Origin of the sequence: Kineosporia sp. R_H_3, from assembly GCF_002198675.1 — a bacterium.
GTDB lineage: Bacteria > Actinomycetota > Actinomycetes > Actinomycetales > Kineosporiaceae > R-H-3.
The window spans coordinates 1-24,985 of sequence record NZ_MWLL01000084.1 but is presented as its reverse complement, the minus strand read 5'-3'; the positions used below and the strand labels follow the sequence as shown (position 1 = coordinate 24,985).

Annotated in this window: 20 protein-coding genes; 12 read left to right on the top strand and 8 right to left on the bottom strand. The window is 75.0% G+C overall.

Annotated features, from left to right (window positions below; all coding sequences use genetic code 11):
• Position 1 precedes the first annotated feature (1 nt).
• Genes ECOMGDLI_RS05920 through ECOMGDLI_RS05910 form a run of 3 tightly spaced genes read left to right on the top strand, consistent with a single transcriptional unit; the run spans position 2 to position 2,782 of the window.
• Positions 2-901 (top strand): carbohydrate ABC transporter permease, encoded by a 900-nt coding sequence (locus tag ECOMGDLI_RS05920; RefSeq protein WP_088315058.1) that lies wholly within the window; start codon positions 2-4, stop codon positions 899-901.
• 31 nt (positions 902-932) lie between these two features.
• Entirely contained in the window at positions 933-1,688 is a 756-nt protein-coding gene (locus tag ECOMGDLI_RS05915) for a ThuA domain-containing protein (RefSeq protein WP_088315056.1), read from the top strand.
• A complete protein-coding gene (locus ECOMGDLI_RS05910; protein ID WP_088315054.1) occupies positions 1,685-2,782 on the top strand; it encodes a Gfo/Idh/MocA family protein in 1,098 nt (365 codons plus the stop codon). The genes ECOMGDLI_RS05915 and ECOMGDLI_RS05910 overlap by 4 nt, the downstream gene beginning before the upstream one ends.
• Here the strand turns inward: ECOMGDLI_RS05910 and ECOMGDLI_RS05905 are convergent.
• Together ECOMGDLI_RS05905 and ECOMGDLI_RS05900 are read right to left on the bottom strand one after the other, a co-directional pair.
• Positions 2,768-4,291: an FGGY-family carbohydrate kinase gene (locus ECOMGDLI_RS05905; RefSeq protein WP_088315051.1), complete on the bottom strand. Its 1,524-nt coding sequence runs from the start codon at positions 4,289-4,291 to the stop codon at positions 2,768-2,770. The genes ECOMGDLI_RS05910 and ECOMGDLI_RS05905 overlap by 15 nt on opposite strands.
• Positions 4,288-5,319, bottom strand: coding sequence for a zinc-binding dehydrogenase (locus ECOMGDLI_RS05900; RefSeq protein ID WP_198954591.1), 1,032 nt, complete (start codon positions 5,317-5,319; stop codon positions 4,288-4,290). Before ECOMGDLI_RS05900 ends, ECOMGDLI_RS05905 begins: the two co-directional genes overlap by 4 nt.
• A 77-nt stretch (positions 5,320-5,396) precedes the next feature.
• Here ECOMGDLI_RS05900 and ECOMGDLI_RS05895 point away from each other — a divergent pair, with 77 nt between their 5' ends.
• The 3 genes from ECOMGDLI_RS05895 (at position 5,397) to ECOMGDLI_RS05885 (ending at position 7,941) form a co-directional block, all read left to right on the top strand.
• Positions 5,397-6,173: an MBL fold metallo-hydrolase gene (locus ECOMGDLI_RS05895; RefSeq protein ID WP_088315049.1), complete on the top strand. Its 777-nt coding sequence runs from the start codon at positions 5,397-5,399 to the stop codon at positions 6,171-6,173.
• Positions 6,174-6,235: 62 nt separating this feature from the next.
• Positions 6,236-7,138 carry a LysR family transcriptional regulator gene (locus ECOMGDLI_RS05890; RefSeq protein WP_198954590.1) on the top strand — a complete coding sequence of 301 codons (903 nt, stop codon included), beginning with the start codon at positions 6,236-6,238 and terminating at the stop codon, positions 7,136-7,138.
• A 68-nt stretch (positions 7,139-7,206) separates the two neighbouring features.
• Complete coding sequence (locus ECOMGDLI_RS05885) at positions 7,207-7,941, top strand: SDR family NAD(P)-dependent oxidoreductase (RefSeq protein WP_088315046.1); 735 nt, start codon at positions 7,207-7,209, stop codon at positions 7,939-7,941.
• Here ECOMGDLI_RS05885 and ECOMGDLI_RS05880 read toward each other — a convergent pair whose 3' ends face one another.
• From ECOMGDLI_RS05880 to ECOMGDLI_RS05860, 5 genes are read right to left on the bottom strand one after another with little or no spacing between them, the layout of a single operon-like run.
• A complete protein-coding gene (locus tag ECOMGDLI_RS05880) occupies positions 7,942-8,679 on the bottom strand; it encodes an SDR family NAD(P)-dependent oxidoreductase (RefSeq protein WP_088315044.1) in 738 nt (245 codons plus the stop codon).
• Between the two features lies 1 nt (position 8,680).
• Positions 8,681-9,937: an NAD(P)/FAD-dependent oxidoreductase gene (locus tag ECOMGDLI_RS05875; protein WP_088315042.1), complete on the bottom strand. Its 1,257-nt coding sequence runs from the start codon at positions 9,935-9,937 to the stop codon at positions 8,681-8,683.
• Between the two features lie 51 nt (positions 9,938-9,988).
• Complete coding sequence (locus tag ECOMGDLI_RS05870; RefSeq protein WP_088315039.1) at positions 9,989-10,510, bottom strand: DUF2306 domain-containing protein; 522 nt, start codon at positions 10,508-10,510, stop codon at positions 9,989-9,991.
• On the bottom strand, positions 10,507-10,938 hold the full coding sequence (locus ECOMGDLI_RS05865; protein ID WP_088315036.1) for a MarR family winged helix-turn-helix transcriptional regulator: 432 nt from the start codon (positions 10,936-10,938) through the stop codon (positions 10,507-10,509). Before ECOMGDLI_RS05865 ends, ECOMGDLI_RS05870 begins: the two co-directional genes overlap by 4 nt.
• Positions 10,939-10,976: 38 nt before the next feature.
• On the bottom strand, positions 10,977-13,718 hold the full coding sequence (locus tag ECOMGDLI_RS05860; RefSeq protein ID WP_088315033.1) for a helix-turn-helix transcriptional regulator: 2,742 nt from the start codon (positions 13,716-13,718) through the stop codon (positions 10,977-10,979).
• Between the two features lie 131 nt (positions 13,719-13,849).
• Between ECOMGDLI_RS05860 and ECOMGDLI_RS05855 the strand changes: the two genes are divergently transcribed.
• Together ECOMGDLI_RS05855 and ECOMGDLI_RS05850 are read left to right on the top strand one after the other, a co-directional pair.
• Positions 13,850-14,950, top strand: a complete 1,101-nt coding sequence (locus ECOMGDLI_RS05855; protein ID WP_088315031.1) for a trans-aconitate 2-methyltransferase — start codon at positions 13,850-13,852, stop codon at positions 14,948-14,950.
• 37 nt (positions 14,951-14,987) lie between these two features.
• Complete coding sequence (locus ECOMGDLI_RS05850) at positions 14,988-17,201, top strand: alpha/beta hydrolase (RefSeq protein WP_088315029.1); 2,214 nt, start codon at positions 14,988-14,990, stop codon at positions 17,199-17,201.
• A 171-nt stretch (positions 17,202-17,372) separates the two neighbouring features.
• Here the strand turns inward: ECOMGDLI_RS05850 and ECOMGDLI_RS05845 are convergent, their stop codons facing one another.
• Positions 17,373-18,653 carry a S8/S53 family peptidase gene (locus tag ECOMGDLI_RS05845; RefSeq protein WP_158220907.1) on the bottom strand — a complete coding sequence of 427 codons (1,281 nt, stop codon included), beginning with the start codon at positions 18,651-18,653 and terminating at the stop codon, positions 17,373-17,375.
• A gap of 85 nt (positions 18,654-18,738) precedes the next feature.
• On the opposite strand from ECOMGDLI_RS05845, the gene ECOMGDLI_RS05840 reads away from it, so the two are divergent.
• From ECOMGDLI_RS05840 to ECOMGDLI_RS05825, 4 genes are all read left to right on the top strand, one after another.
• A complete protein-coding gene (locus tag ECOMGDLI_RS05840) occupies positions 18,739-21,378 on the top strand; it encodes a CHAT domain-containing protein (protein ID WP_143447537.1) in 2,640 nt (879 codons plus the stop codon).
• 215 nt (positions 21,379-21,593) lie between these two features.
• Positions 21,594-22,973: an iron-containing alcohol dehydrogenase gene (locus ECOMGDLI_RS05835; RefSeq protein WP_088315023.1), complete on the top strand. Its 1,380-nt coding sequence runs from the start codon at positions 21,594-21,596 to the stop codon at positions 22,971-22,973.
• 10 nt (positions 22,974-22,983) lie between these two features.
• On the top strand, positions 22,984-24,306 hold the full coding sequence (locus ECOMGDLI_RS05830) for a sensor histidine kinase (protein ID WP_088315021.1): 1,323 nt from the start codon (positions 22,984-22,986) through the stop codon (positions 24,304-24,306).
• Positions 24,303-24,968 (top strand): response regulator transcription factor, encoded by a 666-nt coding sequence (locus ECOMGDLI_RS05825; protein WP_088315019.1) that lies wholly within the window; start codon positions 24,303-24,305, stop codon positions 24,966-24,968. Before ECOMGDLI_RS05830 ends, ECOMGDLI_RS05825 begins: the two co-directional genes overlap by 4 nt.
• Positions 24,969-24,985 lie beyond the last annotated feature (17 nt).

Below are 24,985 nucleotides of genomic sequence, written 5' to 3'. Positions count from 1 at the left end.
CATGGCCGTGACCACGCCTCCCGCGCCCACCCGGCCCAGCCGCCCCAGCAGCGTCGGCAAGGGCACCAGCACCACCGCGAAGCTGTTACGCCTCAACTGGTTCGGCGGCATCGCGGGCTGGATCTGGCTCGTCATCGGGATGCTCCCGATCTACTGGATCGTCATCTCCAGCTTCAAGAGCCAGAGCAACTTCTTCGCCACCAACCCGCTGCTGCCCCCCGACGAGTGGACCCTCGACAGCTACCGGCTCGTCATCGAGTCCGACTTCATCCGGTACTTCGGCAACAGCGTCGTCGTCACCGTCGGCGCCATCGTCCCGGCCGTCCTCATCTCGTTCATGGCCGCGTTCGCGATCGTCCGCGGCGGCAACGGCTGGTTCCTGCGCCTGTCGAACTCGCTGTTCCTCATGGGCCTGGCGATCCCGCTGCAGGCCGTCATCATCCCCGTCTATCTCATCATCATCCGGCTGCGGCTCTACGACACCCTCACCGCGATGATCCTGCCCTCCATCGCGTTCGCGATCCCGCTGTCCGTGCTCGTGCTCTCGAACTTCATCCGGGACGTGCCGCGCGAGCTCTTCGAGTCCATGCGCCTGGACGGCTGCAGCGAGTGGGGCACCATGTGGCGCCTCGCGTTCCCGCTCACCCGGCCCGCCCTCGTCACAGTGACGATCTACAACGCGCTGGGGGTCTGGAACAACTTCCTGCTCCCCCTCATCCTCACCCAGAACCCCGACCGGCGGACCCTCCCGCTGGCGCTGTGGACGTTCCAGGGCCAGTACGGCGTCAACGTCCCCGCCGTCCTCGCCTCCGTCGTCCTCACCACCCTGCCCATCCTCGTCTTCTACGCCGTCGGACGACGCCAGCTCCTCTCCGGCCTCACCGCCGGTTTCGGCAAGTAGGCCCTCGGCACCACCAGCTCCGAAAGGCATCATGAGCAGCGAACGCACCGCACTCGTCGTCCGCGGCGGGTGGTTCGGCCACCAGCCCGTCGAGGCCACGGGGATGTTCCTGCCGTTCCTGGAGGCGCATGGCTTCCGGGTCGACGTCCACGACTCGCCGGCGCCGTACGCGGACGCCGGCTACATGGCCGGCGTCGACCTTGTCGTCCAGTGCATGACGATGTCGACGATCGAGCCGGACGAGCTCGCAGGGCTGCGCGCCGCCGTGGCGGCCGGCACCGGGATGGCCGGCTGGCACGGCGGCATCGCGGACTCCTACCGCAACAGCTCCGACTACCAGCAGCTCGTCGGCGGGCTGTTCGCCTGCCACCCGGGCAAGGCCCCCGAGGAGTGCGTCGGCGAGCAGTCGGACAACTACGTGCCCTACCGGGTGAACATGCTCCCCGCCGCGGCCGGGCACCCGATCACGCGCGGGATCGAGGACTTCGACCTCGTCACCGAGCAGTACTGGGTGCTCGCCGACGCCTACGTCGACGTCCTCGCGACGACGACGCAGGCGGTGCGGCCGTGGGACGAGTGGGACCGGCCGATCACCTCCCCAGCCGTCTGGACCCGGCGCTGGGGCCGCGGCCGGCTCTTCGTCTGCACGCCCGGGCACCGGGTCGAGGTGCTCGAGAACCCGAACGTCCGGACCCTCGTCGAGCGCGGGATGCTCTGGGCCGCACGGGGTTCCACGGACCCGGACCCGTCCCGCGGCGACGCCGGCGACCTGTCGGTCGCCCCGTGACGCCGCTGCGGGTCGGGGTCGTCGGCGCAGGGAAGATCAGCGGCCAGTACGCGGCGACCCTCACCGGGCTGCCCGACGTCGCGGTGACGGCGGTCGCCGACCTGGACGCGGCACGGGCGCAGGCGTTCGCGGCCGCGGTGGGCGGTGCGGCCGTCCGCACGCTCGACGACCTGCTCGCCGCCGACGACGTGGACGTCGTCCTCAACCTCACGGTGCCCGTGGCGCACGCCGACGTCGCCCTCGCCGCCCTCGCCGCCGGCAAGCACGTCTACGGCGAGAAGCCGCTCGCCGCGACGGGTGCGCAGGCCCGGGCCGTCGTCGAGGCCGCGGCCACGGCCGGCCTGCGGCTCGGCTGCGCCCCCGACACCGTCCTCGGGACAGGTGTCCAGACCGCCCGGGGCGTCGTGACGGCCGGCACGATCGGCGTCCCGCACGCGGCGACCGCGTTCATGACGACGCCCGGCCACGAGCTCTGGCACCCGGACCCGGAGTTCTACTACCGGCCGGGCGGCGGGCCGCTGCTCGACATGGGGCCCTACTACCTCACCGCCCTCGTCCACCTGCTCGGCCCGGTGGACCGCGTCGTCGGGCTCGGTTCCCGGCACGCCGGCACCCGCACGATCGGCAGCGGGCCACGGGCCGGCACGACGTTCGACGTCGAGGTCGACACCCACGTGACGGGCGTGCTGCAGCACGCCGGCGGCGCCCTGACGACGCTCGTCATGTCGTTCGACGCGTGGGCGACCCGGATGCCGCGGATCGAGGTCCACGGCCCCGGCGGCTCGCTGTCGCTGCCCGACCCGAACTACTTCGACGGCACCGTGGAGATCTTCCCGGCCGGTGCCGACGCCTGGCGCGACGTGCGGCCGTCGGCCGGCTACGTCGGCGCCGGCCGCGGGATCGGTGTCGCCGACCTGGCCCGCGGGCTCGCGGACGGCACGCCGCACCGGGCGTCCGCCGACGTCGCGCTGCACGTCCTCGACGTCATGGAGTCGCTCCTCGAGGCGGCCCGCACCGGCGAGGCGGAGACGATCGGGTCGACGTGCAGCGTCCCGGCGGCCGTGCCGGGGCTCGTCGACCTACGCGCCTGCTGACCCCGGGGCCTGCAGGGCCGCGAGCCCGGCGAACACGTCGCGCAGCCGCGGGTAGACCTGCTGCTGAAGGCTGAAGACCGGGTCGTAGGCCGCGGTGACGTCGGGCCGCGGGCCGACGGTCGCGCCGAGGTGTCCCACGGACGCGCAGGTGTCGGCGAGCGCGCCCCCGCCGACGGCGGCCCACGCGAGCGCAGCAGCGCCCCGGGCGCTGATCTCGCGCCCCTCGGCGAGCCGGATCTCGCGGCCGGTGACGTCGGCGACGACCTGCGCCCAGAGCGGGCTGCGGCTCCCGCCGCCCATCGCGCGCAGGCTCGTCACCGGCGTCCCGGCCGCCGCCAGCCCGTCGAGGTGCAGCCGCAGCTCGAAGGCGACCCCCTCGAGCAGGGCGCGGTAGACGTGGGCCCGGGTGTGCGCACCGGTGAGGCCGACGACCGCGCCGCGCGCGGCGGCGTCCCAGTAGGGGGTCTGGGCGGCGTTCCAGTACGGGACGGCGAGCAGACCGTCCGCTCCGGGCGGCAGCGCCGCGGCCGCGGCCTCGAGCACCGGGTCCGGTGCCCCGCCGAGCGCGGGGTCGCCGAGCTCGCGTCGGAACCAGTCCGCGAGGTACGCCGCCGCGTTGAGCACCGTCTCCAGCACGTAGGTCCCGGCCGGAGCCCCCGCGAGGGTGCGGAAGGCCTGCCCCGTGACGTAGCGGTCGGACGGCGTCCCGAGCACCATCGAGGTCCCGAGGTTGAGGTACGCGGCGCCGGGCTCCCCGCCCGTGACGACGCCCGCCCCGAGCCCCGCGGCCTGGCCGTCGCCGATCCCCGCGACGAGCGGGACGGGTGCCGGCAGGCCGATCGCGCGCGCGACGCCCGGGAGCAGGTCGCCGAGGACGGCGCCCGGCGGCACCAGGTCGGGGAGCTGGTCGGGGCGGACCCCGGCGACCGCGAGCAGCTCGGGCGACCACTGCGCGGCCGCGAGGTCGAGCAGGCCGAGGGAGTCGGCCGACCCGGTGCTCGTCGCCCAGCGGCCGGTGAGCCGCTCCGCGAGGAACGCGTGCACCTCGGCGACCCGGGCCGCGGCCCCGAGCATCTGCGGCTCGTGCCGGGCGAGCCACGCGAGCTTGTAGAGCGCCGGGGTCGTGTCCGGCGGCTTGCCGGAGACCGCGAGCACCCGGGGCGAGCCGAACGCGGAGATCTCCGCGCCGGCCCGGGAGTCGAGCCACAGGATCGCGGGCCGCAGCGGGCGACCGTCGGCGTCGAGACAGACGAACGACTCGCGCTGGTGCGTCACGCACAGCGCCCGGACCCGGCCCGGGTCGTCGAGGTCGGCGACGCACCGGCCCAGCGAGGCCAGCGTCGCCGTCCACCACTGCCCGGCGTCCTGCTCGTGCCGGCCCGGGCCGGGGCGGTCGAGGTCCAGCGGCGTCGAGGCCGTCGCCACCTCGTGGCCGCGCGCGTCGAACGCGACGGCCTTGGAGGCCGTCGTCGAGCAGTCGACGGCGAGGACGAGCGGTTCGCCGGTCACACGTCGTCCGTCGGGGCCACGACGACCTTGAGGCCGGTCCGTGCGTGGGCGACCTGGAACGCCTTCTCGGTCTCGGCGAGCCCGAACGTGTGGCTCACCATGCTCCGGACGTCGACGGTCCCCCGCTCGACGAGGGCGGTCGCGCGCGGGTAGACCTCCTTCATCCGCCGCACGAGGGCGATCGTCAGACCCTTGCGCCGTGCGGTGGACGCCGTGAACGTCGTGCTGTCGACGTCGGGGATGCCGGCGAGGACGACGCGCGCCCCGGGCATCGCGGCCTCGATCGCGAGCCCGACGGCGGCGTCCGACCCGACCGCCTCGAACGCGACGTCGACGCCGCGCCCCGACGTGCGCTCCGCGAGCGCAGCGGCGAAGGCGGCCGGCTCGTGCGGCAGGACGGCGTCCGCGCCGAGCCGCAGCGCGGCCTCCGCCCGGTGCGGCAGCGGGTCGACCGCGAGCACGGTCGTGGCGCCGGCGGCCCGCGCGACCTGGAGCAGGCACAGCCCGATCGGGCCGCAGCCCACGACGACGACCGTCGCCCCGGCACGCTGGTGACCGAGGTCGTGCGCGTGGATCGCCACCCCGAGCGGTTCGAGCATCGCGACGTCCGCCGCGGACAGCGCGTCCGGCACCGGGTGCAGCAGGTGGTCGGGCCAGGCGACGAGCTCGCGCAGGGCGCCGTCCGTCGCCCCGTGGCCGAGGAAGCCGACCGTGGGGCAGAGGTTGCGGTGCCCCGCGAGGCACAGCTCGCAGTGCCCGCACGGCACCGCCGGGTCGATCGCGACCCGTTGCCCGGCACGGGGTCCGGAGGCGACCACGCCGCCCGCCTCGTGCCCGACGACGAGCGGGCGGGTCAGCCGGGCGTCGCCGATGCCGCCCTCGGAGTACCAGTGCAGGTCCGAGCCGCAGATCCCCACCGCGGTCACCCGCACGAGCGACTCGCCCTCGCGCGGGACGGGGACCGGCTCCTGCGCGACCCGCAGGTCGCCGGTGCCGTGGAGCCTGGCCGCGAGCATCTGGTCGTCCATGGGTCCCACTCTTCCCCATCGGGCTCGACGGCGCGGCGGGGGTACGGCCGCTAGCGTTCGGGGGACGGGAGGTGCGCATGACCGCGACGGGCACCGTCGGGCGCGACCGCTGGTTCCGCGTCACACCGGTCGGCGACGGCGTGACGCTCGTCGAGGAGCCGTACGGCGGGGACCTGCTCGCGTCGAACATCTGGCACGTCCGGGGCCGCGACCGGGACCTCGTCGTCGACTCCGGCCTCGGGGTGGTGGCCCTGCGCGACACCCAGCCGTGGCTCTTCGAGAACGACCCGGTGCTCGTCCTCACCCACGCGCACCTCGACCACATGGGCGGCGCCCACGAGTTCGCCGACTGCCGGGTGCACGCGGCCGAGGTCGGCGAGGTCCGGCGGCCGGGACCTGCGAGCCTGCGGACGGCCCGGCTCCTGGAGCTGCTGGGCCTGCCCGCCGACCTGGTCACGCCGCAGCCGGCGGTCGCGCTCACCGCGCTGCCGGACGACGACGCGTTCGACCTCGACGCCTACGCGCTGCGCGGCGTGCCGGCCGCCGCCCCGCTCGAGGAGGGTGACGTCGTCGACCTCGGGGACCGCACGCTCACGGTGCTCTCGCTCCCCGGGCACACACCGGGGTCGCTCGCGCTGCTCGACGGCTCGGGCGCGCTCCTCACCGGCGACGTGCTCTACGAGGGCGGGCTCATCGACTCCTGCACCGGCTCGGACGTCGTCGCGTACCGGTCGACGATGGAGCGCCTCCTCGATCTCGACGTCACCCGGATGCTGCCCGGGCACGGCCGGGTGCTCCCGCCCGCCGACGGCCGGGAGATCGCCGCGGCGTACCTCGCCTCGACACGCCCCTGACCGGGCGGACGGCCGGCCCGGCACCCGCGGCGCAACGGTAGGTTCAGGGTGTGCTGGCCCCGATGACGCTCCTCCAGCTGGAGTACTTCGTCGCCGCCGTCGACCACGGGTCGTTCTCCGCCGCGGCGCAGGCGCTGCACATCGCGCAGCCGAGCCTGTCCGACCAGATCCGGCGGCTCGAGCGGCAGCTCGGGGTCGTGCTGTTCGTGCGGACGAACCGCCGGCTCGCGCTCACCGAGGCCGGCCGGCTGCTGCTCCCCCGGGCCCGTACGACGCTGGCCACGGTCGACGACGCGGTGGACGCCGTCCGGCCGGTGCGCACCCTGACCGGCGGCACGGTCTCCTTCGGCACCTTCAGCAGTGCCCACCACTTCCTCCTGGCCGATCTCGTGACGCGGTTCCGGGAGCGCTACCCCGCGGTGCGGGTCCGGGTGCTCGGACGCAACTCGGCCGAGGTCGCGGACGCCGTCCGCGACGGCCGGCTCGAGGCCGGGCTCGTCGCGCTGCCGGTCGACGAGCGCGGGCTCGACGTCACGGCGCCGGTCTGGACGGCGGAGGCGGTCTACGTGAGCGTCGACCCGGCCCGGACGGCGGTCCCGGTCACCGTCGAGCAGCTCGCGCAGGCCCCGCTCGTGCTGCCCGAGGCCCGCTGGGGCGACCAGGACCCGACCCGCCGGCAGCTCGGTGAACGCGCCCGGGCCGCGGGCGTCACGCTCGAGCCGGCCATCGAGGTCGAGCTGCCCGCCGCGGCGCTCGCGCTGGCGGCTCGGGGGGCCGGCGACGCGGTCGTCTCCCGGCCGCTGCTCGGCGAGAACGCCTGGTCCGAGCACCTCACGTGGGCCCCGCTCGACCCGCCGCTCGTCGAGACGTTCGCCTTCGTCACCCGGACCGGGAGCCAGCTCTCGCCGGCCACCCAGGAGATGATCCGGATGGCCGCCGAGCTGCTGCGCCGCCTGCCGTCATAGGCGTCGCCTACCGGACGTGTCGGTGAGTGCCGCTGTACAGGGTCTGTCGCGCCGTCGATAGTCCGACCATGACGCAGAAGACCCCCGCGGCCGTCGTGACCGGTGCGGCCAGCGGCATGGGCCGCTCGGTCGCCGAACGCTTCGTCGCCGAGGGCTGGCAGGTGCTCGCCGTGGACGTCGACGCGAGCGGTCTGTCCGCCGTCGCGGCCGAGGTCGGGGCGGGCTACGTCCCGGTGCCCGTCGACATCCGGGACCGCGCGGCAGTGGCCGCCGCCCTCGGGTCGGCGCACGACGCCGACGGCACGCAGGTGCGGGCCGTCGTCAACGCAGCCGGGATCTACCCGACGACGACGCTCGACGACTTCACCGAGGACGCCTACCGGCGGATCTTCGACATCAACGTCCTCGGCACCCTCAACGTCACCGCGGAGGCGGTCGCGCTGGTGCGGGCGCACGACGGCGGTGGCGCTGTCGTCAACTTCGCGTCGATCGACGCCTTCGCCGTCTCCCGCGGCCAGCTCGTCTACAGCGCCTCGAAGGCCGCCGTCGTCTCGGTCACCCGGTCGCTCGCGATCGAGCTCGCGGGCGACGGCATCAGCGTCAACGCGATCGCCCCCGGCTGGGTGTCGACGCCGGGAACCCTTGCGGGCGGCCGGATCGAGGAGGCCGTCAAGGCGGTCCCGCTCGGCCGCGCCGCGACCCCGGAGGAGATCGCCGACTGGGTCTTCCGGCTCGGCAGCGTCCCCGGCTCGTACCTCACCGGCGAGACCGTCGTCATCAGCGGCGGGCTCGTCATGCGGTAGTCAGCGCGCCAGGTACCCGCCGTCGACGACGATCTCGGTGCCGGTGACGAACGTCGAGTCGTCGCTCGCGAGGAAGAGCACGGTGCCGCTCACCTCGCGGGCGTCGGCCCGCCGTCCCATCGGGGTGAGCGGGACGACGCCCGTGCCCTCGTTCTCGTTCATCGCCGTCCGGACGCCGCCCGGGCAGACGGCGTTGACCCGGATCCGGTCGGCGGCGTGCTCGAGCGCGGCGGTCTTCGTCATCGTGACGAGCGCCGCCTTGCTGGCGCAGTAGGCGACGTACCCGCTCGCCCCGGCGAGGCCGAAGATCGACGAGATGTTGACGATCGAGCCGCCGCCCCGCGCGCGCAGGGCCGGGATCGCGGCCTGCATCCCGAGCAGGGCACCGGTGACGTTGACGGCGATCAGGGCGTTCCAGTCCTCGAGGCGCTCCTCGAGGAGCGGGTTGACGTGGATGATCCCGGCGTTGTTCACGAGGACGTCGAGGCCGCCGAACCGCTCGGCGGCCGCGGCGACGGCTGCGGCCCAGTCCTGCGGGGACGTGACGTCGAGGTGCAGGTAGTCGACGCCCAGGCCCTCGGCCCGCAGCGCCGCTGCGGTCGCCTCGCCGTCGTCGTCGAGGACGTCGCCGGTGATGACGCGGGCGCCTTCCTCGGCGAGCCGGCGCGCGTGCGAGGCGCCCTGGCCGCGGGCGCCCCCGGTGATGAGCGCGACCTTGCCGTCGAGCCGCCCTGCCATGTCAGGCCACCTTCTGCTCGAGCGCGGCGACGACCCTGTCGGTGTCGGCCATCTGCTTGTTCCAGACCACCTTGACGATGTCGATGCGGCTGTCCGGCTGCTGGCCGTCGAAGGCGTGCGCCACCGGGACGCCCAACTCCTGCAACCGGATCAGCCGGGCCACGAGCCGCGCCTGCGCGCCGTACGGCGGCAGCTGCGGGCCCCGAGGAGCGGAGAGCCCGACGAACCACAGCCGCTCCAGGCCGACCGGGACGGTGAGCCCGGCGACCCGCAGCGGCACGCCGTCCTTCCACCGCAGCAGCGCGCTGTCGAGGAACGGCAGCGTCGTCCGGAACCCGGTGGCCCACAGGATCGTGTCGAACTCCTTCGAGGTGCCGTCGGTGAAGTGCACGACCTGGCCGTCGATCCGCGTGATGCCGGGGACGACGGTGACCCGGCCGTGCTGGATCCAGTACGGCAGCAGGTTGTTGACGACCGGCGGTTGGTCGTTGAGGTTGCGGGTCACCGGCTCCGGCAGGCCGCGGTAGACCTCGGGCGGCCCCATGACGACCCGGACCAGGGCCCGGGAGACCCGCTCCTGGAGCACCGGTGGCAGCTTCGCGAGCCAGGTCAGCTCGGCCCGCGGCCGGCCGAAGATCGCCTTCGGCTGGAAGACCCGCCCGCGCCGGACGGAGATCGACACGTCGAGGCGCGCGTTCGCCGCGTCCACGGCGAGGTCGCAGCCGGAGTTGCCGGCGCCGACGACGAGCACCCGGTCGCCCTTGACGTCGTCGAGGCCGCGGTAGCGCCCGGAGTGCACGCCGTGCCCGGTGAAGTCGGCCGCGACGTCGGGCAGGTTCGGGTCCCACAGGTGCCCGTTGGCGACGACGATGCCGTCGTACCGGGTGCGGCCGCCGTCCGACGTCTCGACCCACCAGCCCAGCGCCCCGGCCGGCCCCTCGGGTTCGACCTTCAGCACCTCGGTGCCGAACGTGACGTGCCGGCGCAGGTCGAACCGGTCGGCGAAGGACTCGATGTAGGCGAGCATCTGCTCACGGCTCGGGTACACCGGGTACTCCGGGGGCATCGGGTGGCCCTCGAAGCCGGAGACGTCGCGCGACGTGATGAGGTGCAGCGACTCGTAGTCGGTGTGCCAGTGGCCGCCGACCCGGTCGGTGCGCTCGAAGCAGTCGACGGCGAAGCCCCGGGCGAGGAGCACCTGGAGCGTGCCCAGCCCGGCGGCCCCGGCCCCGACGACGCAGTACCGCGGTGTGGTCATGCCCCCAGGGTCAGCCGGTGGCGGGCGGGCGTCCATGAGCACTTGGCGGCGTCATCCATAGGTAACGCCTTCAGCGGGCTCCAGGGTCCGGCGCACCCGGCGCGCGGCCGCGCGGTCGACCGCGTGGGCAAGGGCCACGACCCCGACGGTCAGGCCGACGAGCGCGGCGAGGGCGGCGAGGGCGCCGAGCGGCTCGGCGACGACGAACGTCGGGATCTCCCGCCGGGGGACGGCGACCGCCCCGACGAAGGCACCGGCGAGACCGAACCAGCTGCCGCGCATGTTCGCCTTGTGCGCGGCGATGTTCCCGCGTCGGGCGGAGACGACGCCGAGCGTGACGGTCACCAGCGTGACGGCCGACAGCACGTGCAGGAGGCTGAGCCGCCCGTCGCGCAGGTCGCGGATCGCGAACGAGCTGCTCGCGACGAAGAGCATGCCGAGCACCCAGACCCAGCCCGTGACACGGTGCGAGACGTCGCCCTTGACGCCCCGGGCCAGCTGGTAGCCGCCGAGCATGAGGCAGGTGATCGCCGCCGCCGCATGGGTGGCGACGAGCAGGGTCCATCCGTTCACGGTGCGGTCTCCGTCTCGTCGAGGGCGTCGATCAGTCGCTGGGTGTCCCGCGCGTAGCGGGCGTACGGGACGCCGCTGCGCTCGACGAGCCCGGCGAACCGCTGCTCCAGCAGCTCCCGGCTCCGGGTCACGGCGTGCTTGCCGTCCGGGGTGAGCGCGACCTGGCGCTTGTTGCCGCCGTCGGGCGCGTGGGCGACCTCGACGAGCCCGGCCTCCTCGAGGACGCCGACCATCCGGCTGACGGACGGCTCGGAGACGTCGAGCGCCTCGGCGAGGGCACGCTGCGTGGTCTGCCCGAGCTCGCCGACGACGACGAGGGCGAGGAACCGGCGGTAGGTCAGGCCCGCCTCGGCCTGGAGGATCCGGTCGGCGGAGCGGTCCAGCCGGGCGGCCAGCCGGTGGAGCGCGAAGCTCAGGTTCCCGTTCACGGGAGTAAATTAGCACAGCAACTTAACAGGGCAAGTCCCTAGAGCGGGCCGTGGTCCCCCATCCGGGCCACGAGCTCCGCCCGGGTCGACACGCCGAGCTTCGTGTACACGTGCCGCAGGTGGTACTCGACCGTCTTGGGGCTGAGGAACAGCGCGGTGGCGGCCTGCCGCGTCGTCCGGCCCTCGGCGAGCAGGACGGCGACCTGCAGCTCGCGGGCCGTGAGCCGTTCGTGCGCGGAGCCGTCGCGACGGGCGGCCACCTCCCCGGTGGCCTCGAGCTCACCCGCGGCGACGGACGCCCAGACCTGGGCGCCGAGCCGCTCGAAGGCGGCGAGCGCCGTCCGGAGCTGGGCCCTCGCGTCGACCCGGCGGCGGGCCCGGCGCAACCGCGCGCCGTACGCCAGCCGGGTGCGGGCCTCCTCGTAGAGGTCCGGGGTCGCGGCGTGCAGGTCGAGCGCCGCGGGGAACCACCGGTCGAGCTCCTCCACCGGCGCGACGAGCCCCAGGGCCCGCGCCGCCCGGGCCCGCGCCCAGGGCAGCCCCTTCACGTCGGCGGCGGCGGCGAACCGCTCGGCCACGTCGCGGGCGGTGGCGGTGTCGCCCGCGCGCAGCAGCGCCTCGACGAGCTCGGGCGCCGGCCGGACGTCGGGATCGGCGAGGTCGAGCCGGGCGAGCAGCGCCTCGAGGCCGGTGAGCCGGGCCAGGGCCGCGTCGACCTCCCCGGTGGAGAACTCGATCTCGGCCAGCGACTGCTCCGCCCAGATCCGGGCGATGTGGACCGGGTGCTCGGCGTAGATCTCCAGGGTTTGCGCGGCGAGCGCCCGGCACGCGTCGGCGTTGCCGCGGCGGGCCTCCAGGCAGGCGTGCCCCGCGACCGCGACGACGAGCATCGTCGTGTGCCCGAGCTCGCGGGCCAGGGCGGCGCACTCCGAGTAGTGCGCCGCGGCGCTGTCCCAGCGGTCGGTCGTCGCGCCGTCCCGGGCCAGCGTGAAGAGCAACCCGGGGAGCGTGCTGATCGCCGACCGCCCGCGGGCCTCGTCCAGCGCCGTCGCGACGAGCCCGCGGACGGCGCCCGTCTCGCGCAGGAACAGCGGGCCGTACATGAGCCACGCCGGCCGGACGTCGGCCCGCTCGGCCGCGGGCAGCGTGTCCAGGAGGGCGGCGCCCTCCCGGACCTGCGCCCCGCCCGGCCGGCCCACGAGGACCTGCGCCATCCCGGCGGCGAGCAGGCCGACGGCCCGCGCCGCGGGCGAGAGGTCCTGCCGGAGAAGGCCGTTGAGCCGCCGGCTCGCGTCGAGGGCGGCCGCGGCCGAGCCCTGGTAGAAGCCGACGCTCATGGCGTCGGCGACGAGCAGGACCGCCCGGGACGGGTCGGTCGGCGCCACCGCGGAGGCGGCCCCGAGCAAGGCGCGCCGGGCCCGGGCCGGGTCGCCGCGCTGCGCCGCGACGTCACCGGTCAGCGCGAGCGCCCGGACCCGGACCTCGGTGGACGCCGGCAGCCTCACCGCCTCGTCGACGAGGTCCACCGCGCGGTCGCCGTCACCGGCCCGCCACGCCGACTCCGCCGCCGAGAGCAGCCGGTCCGCCCGGTCGGCGGGCCCGGTCGCGAGCCGGGCCGCACGCTCGGCGGCCGAGGCCGCGACGGCGTGCGCGCCCCGCCCGGCCGCGGTCGCCGCGACCCGGGCCATCTCCGCCGCGAGCGCGTCGTCCGGGCCGATCGCCGCCTCGCACCGGTGCCAGGCGCGACGGTCGACGTCGTCGGTCGGCAGCGCGTCGGCGACGAGCGCGTGCGCCGCGCGCCGCTCGTCGGGGAACGCCAGCGCGTACGCGGAGGACCGGACGAGCGGGTGCGAGAACTCCAGCCGCGACGGGCCGAGGACGACGAGCCCGGCCCGCTCGGCGTCTGCGAGCGCGTTCAGGTCGAGGCCGGCGGCCGCCGCGACCCGGGTGAGGACGCCGAGGTCCGCGGCGCCCGCGGCCGCGACGAGCAGGAGCCGTCGCGCGTCCGGGCCGAGGGCGGAGATCCGCTCGGCGTACCAAGTGGTGAGCGCCTGCGGGACGGCGACCGGTGCCGGCGACCCGAGCGCCGAGGACAGGCTGCTGCCCGCCTCGTGGACGAGCCCGAGCACCGCGAGCGGGTTCCCGGCCGTGACCTCGTGGAGCAGGCGGCTGCGGTCCGGACCCGCGGGGCGGCCCTCCCGCGCAGCGAGCGCGGCGACGGCGTCCCGGTCGAGCCCTTCGAGGAGGACACCGGGGAGCCCGGCCCCGTCGAGGGCGCCCGGCTCACCGGCGCGGGCCGCGACCAGCACGAACACGGGGTCGGCGAGCAGCCGGCGGCACGCGAACGCGAGAGCGTCGGCCGAGGGCCGGTCGAGCAGGTGGGCGTCGTCGACGAGCACGCCTACCGGGCGGTCCTCGCTCCACCGGACGAGCAGGCTGAGCACGGCGGCACCGACCGCGAGCCGGTCGCCGACCACGCCGCTGCGCAGCGCGAGCGCGACGGCGAGGGCCTCGGCCTGCGGCCCGGGCAGGAGGGCGAGGTCCTCATCCGTCGGCCGCAGCAGCTGGGACAGGCCGCCGAAGGGGACGTCACGCTCCGCCTCGCTGCCGACCGCTTCGAGCAGCCGGACGCCGTCCGCGCGGTCGCGGGCGTACCGCAGCAGGGTCGTCTTGCCGATGCCCGCCTCGCCGGTGACGACCAGTACCCCGGCACGCCCGACCCGGGCCCCGGCGACGAGGCCGTCGATGCGCTGCCGCTCGGCAGCCCTGCCGACGAGCACCGCGCCAGTCTAGGAACCCGGGGGCGGGCCAGGGGGTCGTCGCGCCAGGACCAGGTGGGTCCCCTGATGCGACCGGTGCCCCGCGCGGCCGACGGTAGGGCTACTACCCGTCCCCTTCCGAGGAGCACACGATGACCACGACCGACCCGACCCCCGCCACCACCCAGGGGGCACCGGAGATCGACATGGACGTACTCATGGGGTTCGTCTTCCGGGCCGTCGACGAGGTCGGCGCGGCGCTCAACACGGCGCTCGTCGTCATGGGCGACAAGCTCGGCTACTACCGTCTGCTCGCGGCGCACGGCCCGCTGACGCCGTCCCGCCTCGCGGAGCTCTCCGACACCGGCGAGCACTACGCCCGCGAGTGGCTCAACGCCCAGGCGGCCGGCGGCTGGGTCACGTACGACCCGGCGGCCCGCACCTACACGCTGCCGCCGGAGCACGCGGTCGCGCTCACCGACGAGACGAGCCCGGTCTACCTGCCGGGCTTCTTCCAGATCGCGCACGGCACGGTCCGGGACGCGCCGGGCATCATCGAGGCCGCCCGGTCCGGGGACGGCGTCGGCTGGCACGAGCACAACGACGACGTGCACACCGGCTGCGAGCGGTTCTTCCGCCCCGGGTACCACGCCAACCTCGTCGACGGCTGGCTGCCCGCGCTCGAAGGCGTCGTCCCGAAGCTCACGACGGGCGGCCGGGTGGCCGACGTCGGCTGCGGGCACGGCGCGTCGACGGTCCTCATGGCCCAGGCCTTCCCGGCGTCCCTGTTCGTGGGGTCCGACTACCACGACGGGTCGGTCTCGACGGCGCGCGAGCGGGCAGCGGAGGCCGGTGTCGACGACCGGGTGCGGTTCGAGACGGCCGCGGCCACGGAGTTCTCCGGCGGCCCGTTCGACCTCGTGACGACGTTCGACGCCCTGCACGACATGGGCGACCCGATCGGTGCCGCGCAGCACGTGCTCGCGAACCTCGCCGAGGACGGCACGTGGATGATCGTCGAGCCGGTCGCCGGCGACGCCGTCGAGGACAACCTCAACCCGGTCGGCCGGGCCTACTACGGCTTCTCGACGCTGCTGTGCACGCCGTCCTCGCTGGCCCAGGACGTCGGCATGGCGCTCGGCACCCAGGCCGGTCCGGCCCGGATCCGGGACGTCGTGACGACGGCGGGGTTCACGCGGTTCCGGATCGCGGCGCAGACTCCGTTCAACAACGTCTTCGAGGTGCGTCGCTGACCCGACCGGTCGGCGACGGTGAGGGGCGGGGACGGCCATGACGACGACGGCAGCGGCACCGGCAGCAGCAGTGGCAGCAGCGGTGAAGGACGGCGCAGCGGCGTACAGCCCGGGGAGCCGGGCGCTGCTGCCCGACGCGACCGGTGTCGTCGTCCGCGACGGCGTCGAGATCGCCTGGGAGCGGTTCGGCACGGCGGGGCCGCACGTCGTCCTCCTGCCGACGTGGTCGATCGTCCCCTCGCGGGTCTGGCGGGCCCAGACGGCGTACCTCGCCCGGTACTTCCGGGTGACGACGTTCGACGGCAGGGGCAGCGGGGCCTCGGGGCGCCCCGCAGGTGCGGCGGCGTACTCCGACGACGAGTACGCCGCCGACACCCTGGCCGTGCTCGACGCGGCGGGAGTCGGCGGGGCCGTGCTCGTCGGGCTGTCCCGCGGGGCCTCGTGGGCGGTCATGGTGGCGGCGGCCCGGCCGGACCGGGTGCACGGCATCGTCGCGCTCGGGCCGGCCTGCCGCCTCGACGTCGGCCGCCCGCACGTCGAGCGCGCGGCGTGGGAGGCGCCGCCGGGGCCGCAGCCGGAGGGCTGGTCCCTCTACAACAAGCACGTCTGGCTCGACCCCGGGCCCCGCGGGTTCGACCGCTTCGTCGAGTTCTTCGTCGACCAGATGTTCACCGAGCCGCACTCCAGCAAGCAGATCGAGGACTGCGTCGTCTGGGGCCGCGAGGCCGGCGCACGGGTGCTCGTCGACACGACCGCTGGCCGGCTCGGCTGCGACGGGGCGACGTCGGCGCCGTTCGAGCCGCTCTGCCGGGACCTGCGCTGCCCGGTCCTCGTCGTCCACGGGACCGACGACGCCGTGCAGCCCGTGGCGATCGCGGAACGGCTCGCGGAGCTGACCGGCGGCGAACTGCTCCTCGTCGAGGGCGGCGGGCACGGGCTGCCGGCGCGTGAGCCCGTGCTCGTCAACCACGAGATCAAGGCGTTCGTGGACCGGGTGTCCGGGCCGCCGTCCGCCCCGGCCCGCCGCACCTGGACCCGGGCCCTCGACCGGCCGAAGCGGGCCCTGTTCCTGTCGTCCCCGATCGGGCTCGGGCACGTGCGCCGGGACGCCGCGATCGCCGCGGAGCTGAGGGCCCTGCACCCGGGCCTGCAGGTCGACTGGCTCGCGCAGGACCCGGTGAGCCGCTTCCTCGCGCACCGCGGCGAGCGCGTGCACCCGGCGTCGGCGTACCTGTCGAACGAGAGCCGGCACGTCGAGGACGAGTGCGCCGACCACGACCTCGACGCGTTCGAGGCGATCCGGCGGATGGACGAGATCCTCGTCGCGAACTTCATGCTCTTCGACGAGGTCGCGGCGAGCGGGTACGACCTCGTCGTCGGCGACGAGGCCTGGGAGGTCGACCACTTCCTCCACGAGAACCCCGGTCTCAAGCGGGCGCCGTTCGTGTGGCTCACGGACTTCGTCGGCTGGCTGCCGATGCCGCGCGGCGGCGAGCGGCAGGCCGCGCTGACCGCCGACCACAACGCCGAGATGCTCGAGCACCGGGCGCGCTTCCCCGCGCTGCGCGACCGGTCGGTGTTCGTCGGCGACGCCGAGGACGTCGTCCCGGCGTCGTTCGGGCCGGGGCTGCCGCAGATCGCGGAGTGGACGCGGGCGCAGTTCGACTTCGCCGGGTACGTCAGCGGTCTCGCACCGGTCGGGGACGACGAACGGGCGGCGCTGCGGGAGCGGCTCGGGTACCGGGACGACGAGCGGGTGTGCCTCGTCAGCGTCGGCGGCTCGGCCGTCGGGCTGCCGCTGCTGCGCCGGGTCGCGGACGCCGTCCCCGCGCTGCGCCGGGCCGTCGACGGTCTGCGGGTCGTCCTCGTGACCGGCCCGCGGATCGACCCCGACGCGATCCCCGCCCGGCCGGGCCTGGAGGTGCACGGCTTCCTGCCGGACCTGCACCAGCACCTCGCGGCGTGCGACGTCGCCGTCGTGCAGGGCGGGCTGTCGACGACGATGGAACTCACCGCGAACCGGCGGCCCTTCGTGTACGTGCCGCTGCGCAACCACTTCGAGCAGAACATCCACGTCCGGCACCGCCTCGACCGGTACGGCGCCGGGCGCTGCCTCGACTACGCGCAGGCGTCCGACCCCGACGCCCTCGCCGCCGAGGTCGCCAAGGCCCTGGCGACGCCGGTCACGTCCCGCCCGGTCGCGACGGACGGCGCGGCGAGGGTCGCCCGCTGGCTCGCCGACCTGCTCTGACGTCCCTCGGTCCGGTCCCTCGACCCAGCCCGCCGTCCAGCCCGTGAGACCGCCATACCCCAGGTCGTCACAAGAGCGCTCCAACGCCCGACACGCCGCGTTCGCGGGCCGTTGGTACGTCCTGCGGTACGGCTGTCTCAGGTGCCGGACGCCGTAGGGCCGGCTGTCGGGTCAGGCGCCGGCGAGCGCGTCCCCGGGGCGCAGGACGGCACCGACACCCGGGATCGCCTGGGTCTGCCCGAACTCGACGAGCCGCTGCGCGGCCGTGACGCCGTTCTCGCCGGTCGCGGACATCCGGGCCGCGATGAGCCCGGCGACGAGCGGCGCCGAGAACGACGTGCCGCTCCACCGGGCCATCCCGGAGAACTCCTGCGTCTCACCCTTCCGCGGCGACTCCTCGTACCGGTAGCAGCCGTGCGCGAAGGCGTTGACGAGGTCCTCGCCCGGCGCGTAGACGTCGACCCAGCCGCCGTGGTTGGAGAACCACGCCCGGTCGTCGCCACGGTTCGAGAGCGCCCCGACGGCGACGGTGTTCGCCATCGCGGCGGGCAGGAACGGGTCGCGGACCGAGTCGTTGCCGGCGGACACGACGAGGACGACGCCCTTGTGCCGCGGCAGGATCGTCTCGACGACGTGGCGCAGCGCGAGCATCCCGCTGTTGCCGTACGCGTAGGTCCCGGCCGACAGGCTGATGATGTCGACGCCGTGCCGGAGCAGCTCGACGATCCGCATCGCGATCTCGGTCTCGAAGGCACCACCCGCGAGCTGGAACGTCCGCAGCACGTGGACGTCGGCCCGCGGCGCGATGCAGCGCACGACGCCGGCGATGAAGGTGCCGTGGCCGGTGTACACGGGGATGACGCCCGCGCCGTCGTCCTCCGGCTCGGTCTCGCCTGTGACACCGACCAGCCAGTCGTGGTCAGCACCGGCGTTCGCGAAGAGGCCGGTGTCGATGACGCCGACAAGGACGCCCGCGCCGTCGGGGCTGCCGCTCGCCTGCGGGGGCCACGGCCGCGAGTGCTCGGGCACGTAGTCCGGCTCGGTCGCCGGGCAGCGGGAGCCCGAACCGACCGGAGGCGTGATGGAGAGAAGGTGGTCGACGGATGCGACGTCCGTGCCCACCTGGGCCTCGACCTCGGCGAGCGCTTCGAGGGTGTCGATCTTCTCCGGAAGAGTAATCTGACTGACGCCCGCGAACAGGTTGGGCCTGATGATCTCGAAAGCCGCAAGATCGCTCTCGAACCGGGCCGCCAGGGATCTGATGACGAGGTTGAGGTACCGGTCACGGACCACCAGGCGTCCGCGGCGGAACACGGCCCTCGGGGGCAGGCCAGGTTCCTCGCTCTTGGGGACCTCGGGCCAGTTGGGCGGATCCGTCTGGACCTCGCCCTCGAAGGCCCGCAGGAGCAGTTCCGTCTGCTCTCGCTGGACGGATCGCCTGTCGATCGGCATGGCCGACTCCTTAACCCCGTGTGATCTTGACGCCCGCGATGGGTAAGTCTGTTGTGATCTGGGCAACCTGTCTATCGTCTTTCCCATGCCGACCAGCACAGGACGTCGGCACGTCGTCGATGCGGATGCCCTCCTGGCGCTCGCGATGTCGCGCCCGCTGGACGCCGAGCGCCAGGCCACAGCAGTTCTCGCGACCCGGCCGGCACCGGCCGCCGAGGCCGCGGCACGGCAGGCGCTGGGCATCGTCCTGCGGGACCTGGGAGACACGAAGGGCGCGAAGCGTCATCTCCGGCGGGCGCTCCGGATCCGACGAGCGGCCGGGGAACCGGCCCCGGTCGCAGATGTGCTGTCGACCCTGGGCATCACCCTCGCCCTCGCCGGCGAGGTGACGGAAGGGATCGCCTGCTTCACGGAAGCCTGCTCGCTCGTCGCGGAATCGGACGCCGGCCGCGTCCTCACGCGCTTCGGTTACGTGCTGGCACTGGTGGGCCGCCACGGTGAGGCCTTGAACGCCTTGAACAAAGCAGTACCTCTCCTTCAGCAGGCCCAGGACCGGCTCTGGGAGGCTCGGGCGCGGAACAACCGTGGCCGGGCATGTGTCGCCCTCGGGGACGTCCAGCAGGCCGAAGCCGACTTCGTCTGGGCCGAGGAGTGGTTCGGCATCGAGGGGCAGCAGGTCGAGCAGGCCATCGCCCAGCACAACCGCGGCGCTGCAGCCAGTGCAGCAGGACAGATCCCGCGAGCCCTGGATCTCTTCGACCGCAGCAGCCGCAGGTTCGAGGAGTTCGGCGTCTTCATCCACGAGGCCGCGGTATGGGAGTGCTGGACGTTGCTCGCGGCCGGCCTCGCCGCTGACGCCCAACGCAGGGCGGCATCCGCACTCGGGCAGGTCGAGCGCCGCCGTGGGCAAGGCGCCGTCATCGCCGACCTCGCCCTGTTCGCCGCCCGGGCGTCCGTCGCCGCACGCGCCCCGGATCTGGCCAGGGCTCACGCCCGGCACGCCCAGCGGCTGTTCTCCCGCCAGGGACGCGACGTCTTCGCGGACGTCGCCAAGACCGTTCAGCTCGAGGCCTCACTGCAGGAAGGCCTGCCCCAGGGGGCGGCAGCCGTCCGCGCATCAGCTGAGCTCGCAGAGAGGCTCGATGCCCTGGGCGCGGAGGATGCGCCGCGCGCGCGACTTCTCGCCGCCCGCATCGCGCTCGCCGCCCGCCGTCCCGACGATGCCGTGGTGCAGCTCGTCGCCGCCGCCACCTCCCGCCGCCGCGGCTCCGCCATCGACCGCGTCACCGGCTGGCTCGCCCAGGCCCTGCTCTGCCGCACGATGGACAACCCCCGCGCGATGCTCGCCGCCTGCTCCCGGGGCCTCGATGTCCTCGACGAGTACCGCCTGACCCTCGGCGCCACCGAGGCCCGGGCCACCGCGACGACCCACGGCCGGGAGCTCGTCGAGATCGCGCTGCGGCACGCGGTGGCGACGAACGACGCCCACCAGGCGGTCCGCTGGAACGAGCGGCTGCGCAGCACCCAGTGGCTGCCGTCGTCCGCGCAGGACCGCGCCGACCCCGCCCTCGTCGCCGAGCTGGCCGCCGTCCGGGACGTGAGCCGGCAGCTCGCCGAGCAGCAGGGCGACGAGGCGGCGCTGGCCCGGCTGCGGCGGCGGCGCGACCAGCTCGAGGCGTCGGTCCGGTCCCGGGCGCTGCGCCGCGAGGCCGGCCCGGCGCCCGTCGACGGCGGCCCGGCCGCGCGCACCCGGTTCGCCGACCGCTGGCGGCCGCCGGAGGGCACCGCCCTCGTCGAGCTGTTCGAGCTCGACGGCACCCTGCACGCCGTCACCGCGACGAGCCGGCGCACGAGGCTCCACGAGGTCGGTCCGGCCGACGCCGCGGCGACCGCCGTCCAGCACGGCCAGACGCTGCTGCGCCGCACGGCCCGCGGCGCCGCCCGGCACACCGACCAGCTCCTCGCCGCCGCCGGGCAGCAGCTCCAGACCCGGCTGCTCGGCCCGGCCGCGGCCGAGATCGAGCGCAGCGGCGCGCAGACCGTCGTCCTCGTCGCGACCGCCCGGCACTACGCCGCCCCGTGGACGCTGCTCCCCGTGCTCGCCGACCGCGGCGTCTCGCTGTCGCCGTCCAGCCGGGCCTGGCGACGGGCGGACGCCGCCCGGCCGCCGCGCGACGGGCACGTCGCCCTCGTCTCCGGGCCGGGTCTCGCGACCGGCGGCGGCGAGCTCGGGGCGCTCGCGGCCGCGCACAGGCAACCCGTCGTGCTCACCGGCCAGGACGCCACCGCCGAACGCGCCCTCGCCACGATCGACCGGGCTGCGCTCGCGCACATCGCGGCGCACGGCACGTTCCGCTCGGACAATCCGCAGTTCTCCTCGCTGCGTCTGGCCGACGGCCCGCTCACCGTCTTCGACCTCGAGCGGCTCGAGCGGCCGCCGCACCGGATCGTCCTCGCGAGCTGCGACTCCGGGGTCATGGCCCCGGCCGGTGCCGACGAGCTGCTCGGGCTCGTCACGTGCCTCGTCTCGCTCGGCACCACGGGCGTGCTCGCGCCGATCTCGCCGGTGAACGACGCCGCGACGGTCGGGTTCATGGTCGCCGTCCACGCCGGGCTCGCCGGCGGGCTCGGCCTCGTCGAGGCCGCCCGGCAGGCCCGCGAGAAGCACGCGGACGACGCGCTCGCCCGCGCGACCGCGGCGTCCTTCCTCGTCTTCGGCGCCTGACGACCCGCCACTACACCGTCACGAAGATCCAGACACCTACCCGATCGGGCAGGTCGGGACTGGCCGCCGGGGCCGGGGACCGGGCCCGCCCGGTCGGTTACCGTCACCACACGGGGCAGGACGGGGGAGCACCTCCCGCCGACCTCCGACGACGCCGCACGGGACGACGACGCCCCAGGAGGACCGCGATGAGCGCAGTGCCGGCGGGACGCCCCATGTCCGGAAAGCCCGCTTCGGCTGCTGCGCTCACCCTGCGCAGCGGGGTACCGTCGAAGGGCCGCCGCGAGTCCCGCGGGCGCTGGTTCACTCCGACGAAGGAGGCCGCGATCGTGACGCTGAGCCTCCCAGACCTGCCGGAGACCCCCACGCCTTCGCCGGCGGCGCACGTCCACCGCGACCGGACGACGCGGACGGCCCCCGACGCCCCCGCACCGACCCCGCGGCCGGCGTCCGTCGTGAAGTTCCACGCCCCCGAGATCGTCTTCGGGCACGGCAGCCTCGCCGAGGCCGGGCACTGCGCGCTGCGCCTGGGCGCCCGCCGGCCGTTCGTCGTCACCGACCCCGGCATCGTCGAGGCCGGCTGGGTCGCCGAGCTCGTCGGGCACCTCGGCGCCGTCGGGCTGCCGGCGATCGTGTGGACCGACGTCACCCCGAACCCCAAGGACCACGAGATCGCCGCGGGCTACGAGCGGTACCTCGAGTGCGGCGCCGACGTCATCATCGCGATCGGCGGCGGCTCGTGCATCGACGCCGCGAAGGGCGTGGCGATCCTGTCCGGCAACGGCGGCCGGATCCTCGACTACGCGGGCGTCGACCGCGCGGACCGGCCGATCCCGCCGCTCATGATGATCCCCTCGACGTCGGGGACCGGCGCCGACGTGAGCCAGTTCTGCATCGTCACCGACACCGCCCGCGCGATGAAGGTGACGATCATCGGGCGGGCGCTCGTGCCCGACATCTCGCTCACCGACCCCCGGCTGCTCACGACGATGCCCGACGACCTCAACGCGGCGACCGGGCTCGACGCCCTGACCCACGGGATCGAGGCGTTCGTCTCCCGCGCGCACCACCCGCTCACCGACATCCACGCCCTGTCCGCGGTCCGGCTCATCGGCCGCGACCTGGAGCGCACGATCGTGCAGCCGGACGACGAACCCGCCCGCACCGGGATGGCGCAGGCGAGCCTGGAGGCCGGGCTGGCCTTCACGAACGCGATCCTCGGCGCGACGCACGCGATGAGCCACCAGGTCGGCGGCCTGCTCGACGCGCCGCACGGGGTGTGCAACGGAGTCCTTCTCCCCCATGTGATCCGCTACAACGCCGCGACCGACCCGAGCCGGTTCGCCGTCCTCGCGGACGCCGTCGGGCTGCCGGTGTCGGGCGTGCCCGCGTCCGAGGCCGCGCTCATGCTCGCCGACTGGGTCCGCGCGCTCGGCGACCGGATCGGCGTCCCCAAGGGCCTGCGCGAGCTGGGCGTCAGCGAGGCCGACCTGCCGCGGCTGGCGAGCACGACCCTCGAGGACGCCTGCCTCACGACGAACCCGCGCGACACCGACGCGACCGCCGTCGAGGCGCTCTTCCGGGCCGCCCTGTGAGGAGCCGGCGGTGAGCAGCGCGGACCTCGCCTCGCTCACCGGCGTCCGCTCGGGCAAGAACTCCTACTACCGCGAGTTCCGCCGCAGCTCCGAGCGGCTCGAGGCCGCCGTCCGCTCGCTCGACCACATCTCGGTCGCCCTCGTCCGCACCGTCGAGGGCCCGCGCGCGCTCCTCACGGCCGTCGTCCAGGCCGCCGCCGAGCACCTCCAGGCGCGCTGGGTCGTGCTCGCCGTCGCCGACGGCTGCCTGCCCGAGTCCAGGCCCCGGTTCCTCGGCCTCGACGAGACGGGGCGGGTCGTCGACACCGTCGAGGCGCTGCCCGAGGAGGCCCGGCCGTGGCTGGCCCGGCTGCGCGGCGACCCGCCGGACCGCGCGGAGGCCGAGGAGTCCGGGCTCGTCGTCGTCCCGATGTCGATCGACGGCGTGCCCGTCGGCGGGGTCGCCGGCCGGGCGGCGTCCCGCGAGCTCACCGAGCCGCTCGACCTGTCGGTGCTCCGGATCCTCGTCAACCAGGCGGCCGTCGCGCTCCACACCGCCTCGCTCTACAACTCCAGCGTCGCGCTGCGCACCCGGGCCGACCAGCTCACCCAGGAGGCGAACCAGCACGCCCGCGACCTCGCCGTCCGCAGCCAGGAGCTGCAGAGCGCGCAGGCCCTGCTCATCGCCGCCCGCGAGCGCGAGGCGCTGGACGCCGAGCGGCACCGGATCGCCCGCGAGCTCCACGACAGCGTGACCCAGTACGTGCTCTCGGCGGGGATGGCCGTCGAGGTCGCCCGCGGCGAGCTGGAGGGGACGGACGTCGCCCGCCGGCTCGCCGAGGCCCGGGACCTCACCCAGCACGCGGTCGGCCAGCTCCGGGCGGCGATCTACTCGCTCAACCAGACCGGCGACGGCGACGCACCCGTCCTGCCGCGGCTGCTCGAGCAGGCCTGCGCGCTGCACGCTCGGCCCGGCCTCGCCGTCGACCTGCGGCTCGAGGGCTCCCCCGTGGCGCTGCCGGCGGCCGCGGAGCAGTCGCTGGCCCGGCTCGCCGGCGAGGCGCTCTTCAACGTCTCCGCGCACAGCGGCGCGAACCGCTGCGTCGTGCGGCTCTCCTACGGCGGCAATCAGATCCGGCTCACCGTGGACGACGACGGCACCGGTGACCCGGCGACGCTGCGCACCCTGCTGCGCGTCGAGGAGGCCGGGGACGTCGACGGCCGGCACCGGGGCCTGGTGAACATGGCCAGCCGCGCCGAGGAGCTCGGCGGCAGCTTCGCCGTCCGCCGGTCCCGCCTCGGCGGCGTCCGGACCCTCGTCCAGGTGCCCGTCGTCCGGAGAGCAGCGTCATGACCCAGACCGCCCTGAGCGCGCCGACGAGCACCGACCTCATGCTCGTCGACGACCACGCGATCGTCCGCCAGGGGCTGCGCGCCGTCCTCGAGCGGGAGGACGACCTGCGCGTCGTCGCCGAGGCGTCGTCCCCGGCCGAGGTGCTCGCCGTCCTCGGCCACGCGACGCCGCACGTGCTGCTGCTCGACCTCAAGCTGTCCCCGAACCAGGACACCGAGGGCCTCGACCTGTGCGCCCGGATCACGAGGGAGCACCCGTCGGTCGCCGTCCTCGTGCTGACCACGCTCCTCGACGACCGGCTCGTCCTCGACGCGATCACGAGCGGCGCCAAGGGGTACGTCGTCAAGGACGTCGACACGAGCGAGCTCGTCCGGGCGATCCGCGCCGTCCGGCAGGGCGGCAGCGCGTTCGACGCCCGCAGCGCCGCCGCGATGGTCCGCAGCCTCAACGCCGCCGGCGAGGCCGAGGCCCGCCGGCTCACCGAGCGCGAGCTCGAGGTGCTCCGGATGCTCGCCCAGGGCATGTCGAACCGCACCATCGGCGGCAAGCTCTTCATCTCCGAGACGACCGTGAAGTTCCACGTCGGCAACGTCATGCGCAAGCTCGAGGTCTCGCGCCGCGCGGAGGCGGTCTACGCCGCGAGCAAGCTAGGCCTGATCTGACCGCGCCCCGCCCCGCC

Excerpts from the sequence above, each read along its gene's own strand:
- ECOMGDLI_RS05825 (WP_088315019.1), top strand. The coding sequence starts at position 24,303 with ATGACCCAGACCGCCCTGAGCGCGCCGACGAGCACCGACCTCATGCTC.
- ECOMGDLI_RS05920 (WP_088315058.1), top strand. The coding sequence starts at position 2 with ATGGCCGTGACCACGCCTCCCGCGCCCACCCGGCCCAGCCGCCCCAGC.
- ECOMGDLI_RS05835 (WP_088315023.1), top strand. The coding sequence starts at position 21,594 with ATGTCCGGAAAGCCCGCTTCGGCTGCTGCGCTCACCCTGCGCAGCGGG.
- ECOMGDLI_RS05840 (WP_143447537.1), top strand. The coding sequence starts at position 18,739 with ATGCCGACCAGCACAGGACGTCGGCACGTCGTCGATGCGGATGCCCTC.
- ECOMGDLI_RS05890 (WP_198954590.1), top strand. The coding sequence starts at position 6,236 with ATGACGCTCCTCCAGCTGGAGTACTTCGTCGCCGCCGTCGACCACGGG.
- ECOMGDLI_RS05900 (WP_198954591.1), bottom strand. The coding sequence starts at position 5,319 with ATGGACGACCAGATGCTCGCGGCCAGGCTCCACGGCACCGGCGACCTG.
- ECOMGDLI_RS05915 (WP_088315056.1), top strand. The coding sequence starts at position 933 with ATGAGCAGCGAACGCACCGCACTCGTCGTCCGCGGCGGGTGGTTCGGC.
- ECOMGDLI_RS05875 (WP_088315042.1), bottom strand. The coding sequence starts at position 9,937 with ATGACCACACCGCGGTACTGCGTCGTCGGGGCCGGGGCCGCCGGGCTG.
- ECOMGDLI_RS05880 (WP_088315044.1), bottom strand. The coding sequence starts at position 8,679 with ATGGCAGGGCGGCTCGACGGCAAGGTCGCGCTCATCACCGGGGGCGCC.
- ECOMGDLI_RS05850 (WP_088315029.1), top strand. The coding sequence starts at position 14,988 with ATGACGACGACGGCAGCGGCACCGGCAGCAGCAGTGGCAGCAGCGGTG.
- ECOMGDLI_RS05855 (WP_088315031.1), top strand. The coding sequence starts at position 13,850 with ATGACCACGACCGACCCGACCCCCGCCACCACCCAGGGGGCACCGGAG.
- ECOMGDLI_RS05845 (WP_158220907.1), bottom strand. The coding sequence starts at position 18,653 with ATGCCGATCGACAGGCGATCCGTCCAGCGAGAGCAGACGGAACTGCTC.
- ECOMGDLI_RS05895 (WP_088315049.1), top strand. The coding sequence starts at position 5,397 with ATGACCGCGACGGGCACCGTCGGGCGCGACCGCTGGTTCCGCGTCACA.
- ECOMGDLI_RS05885 (WP_088315046.1), top strand. The coding sequence starts at position 7,207 with ATGACGCAGAAGACCCCCGCGGCCGTCGTGACCGGTGCGGCCAGCGGC.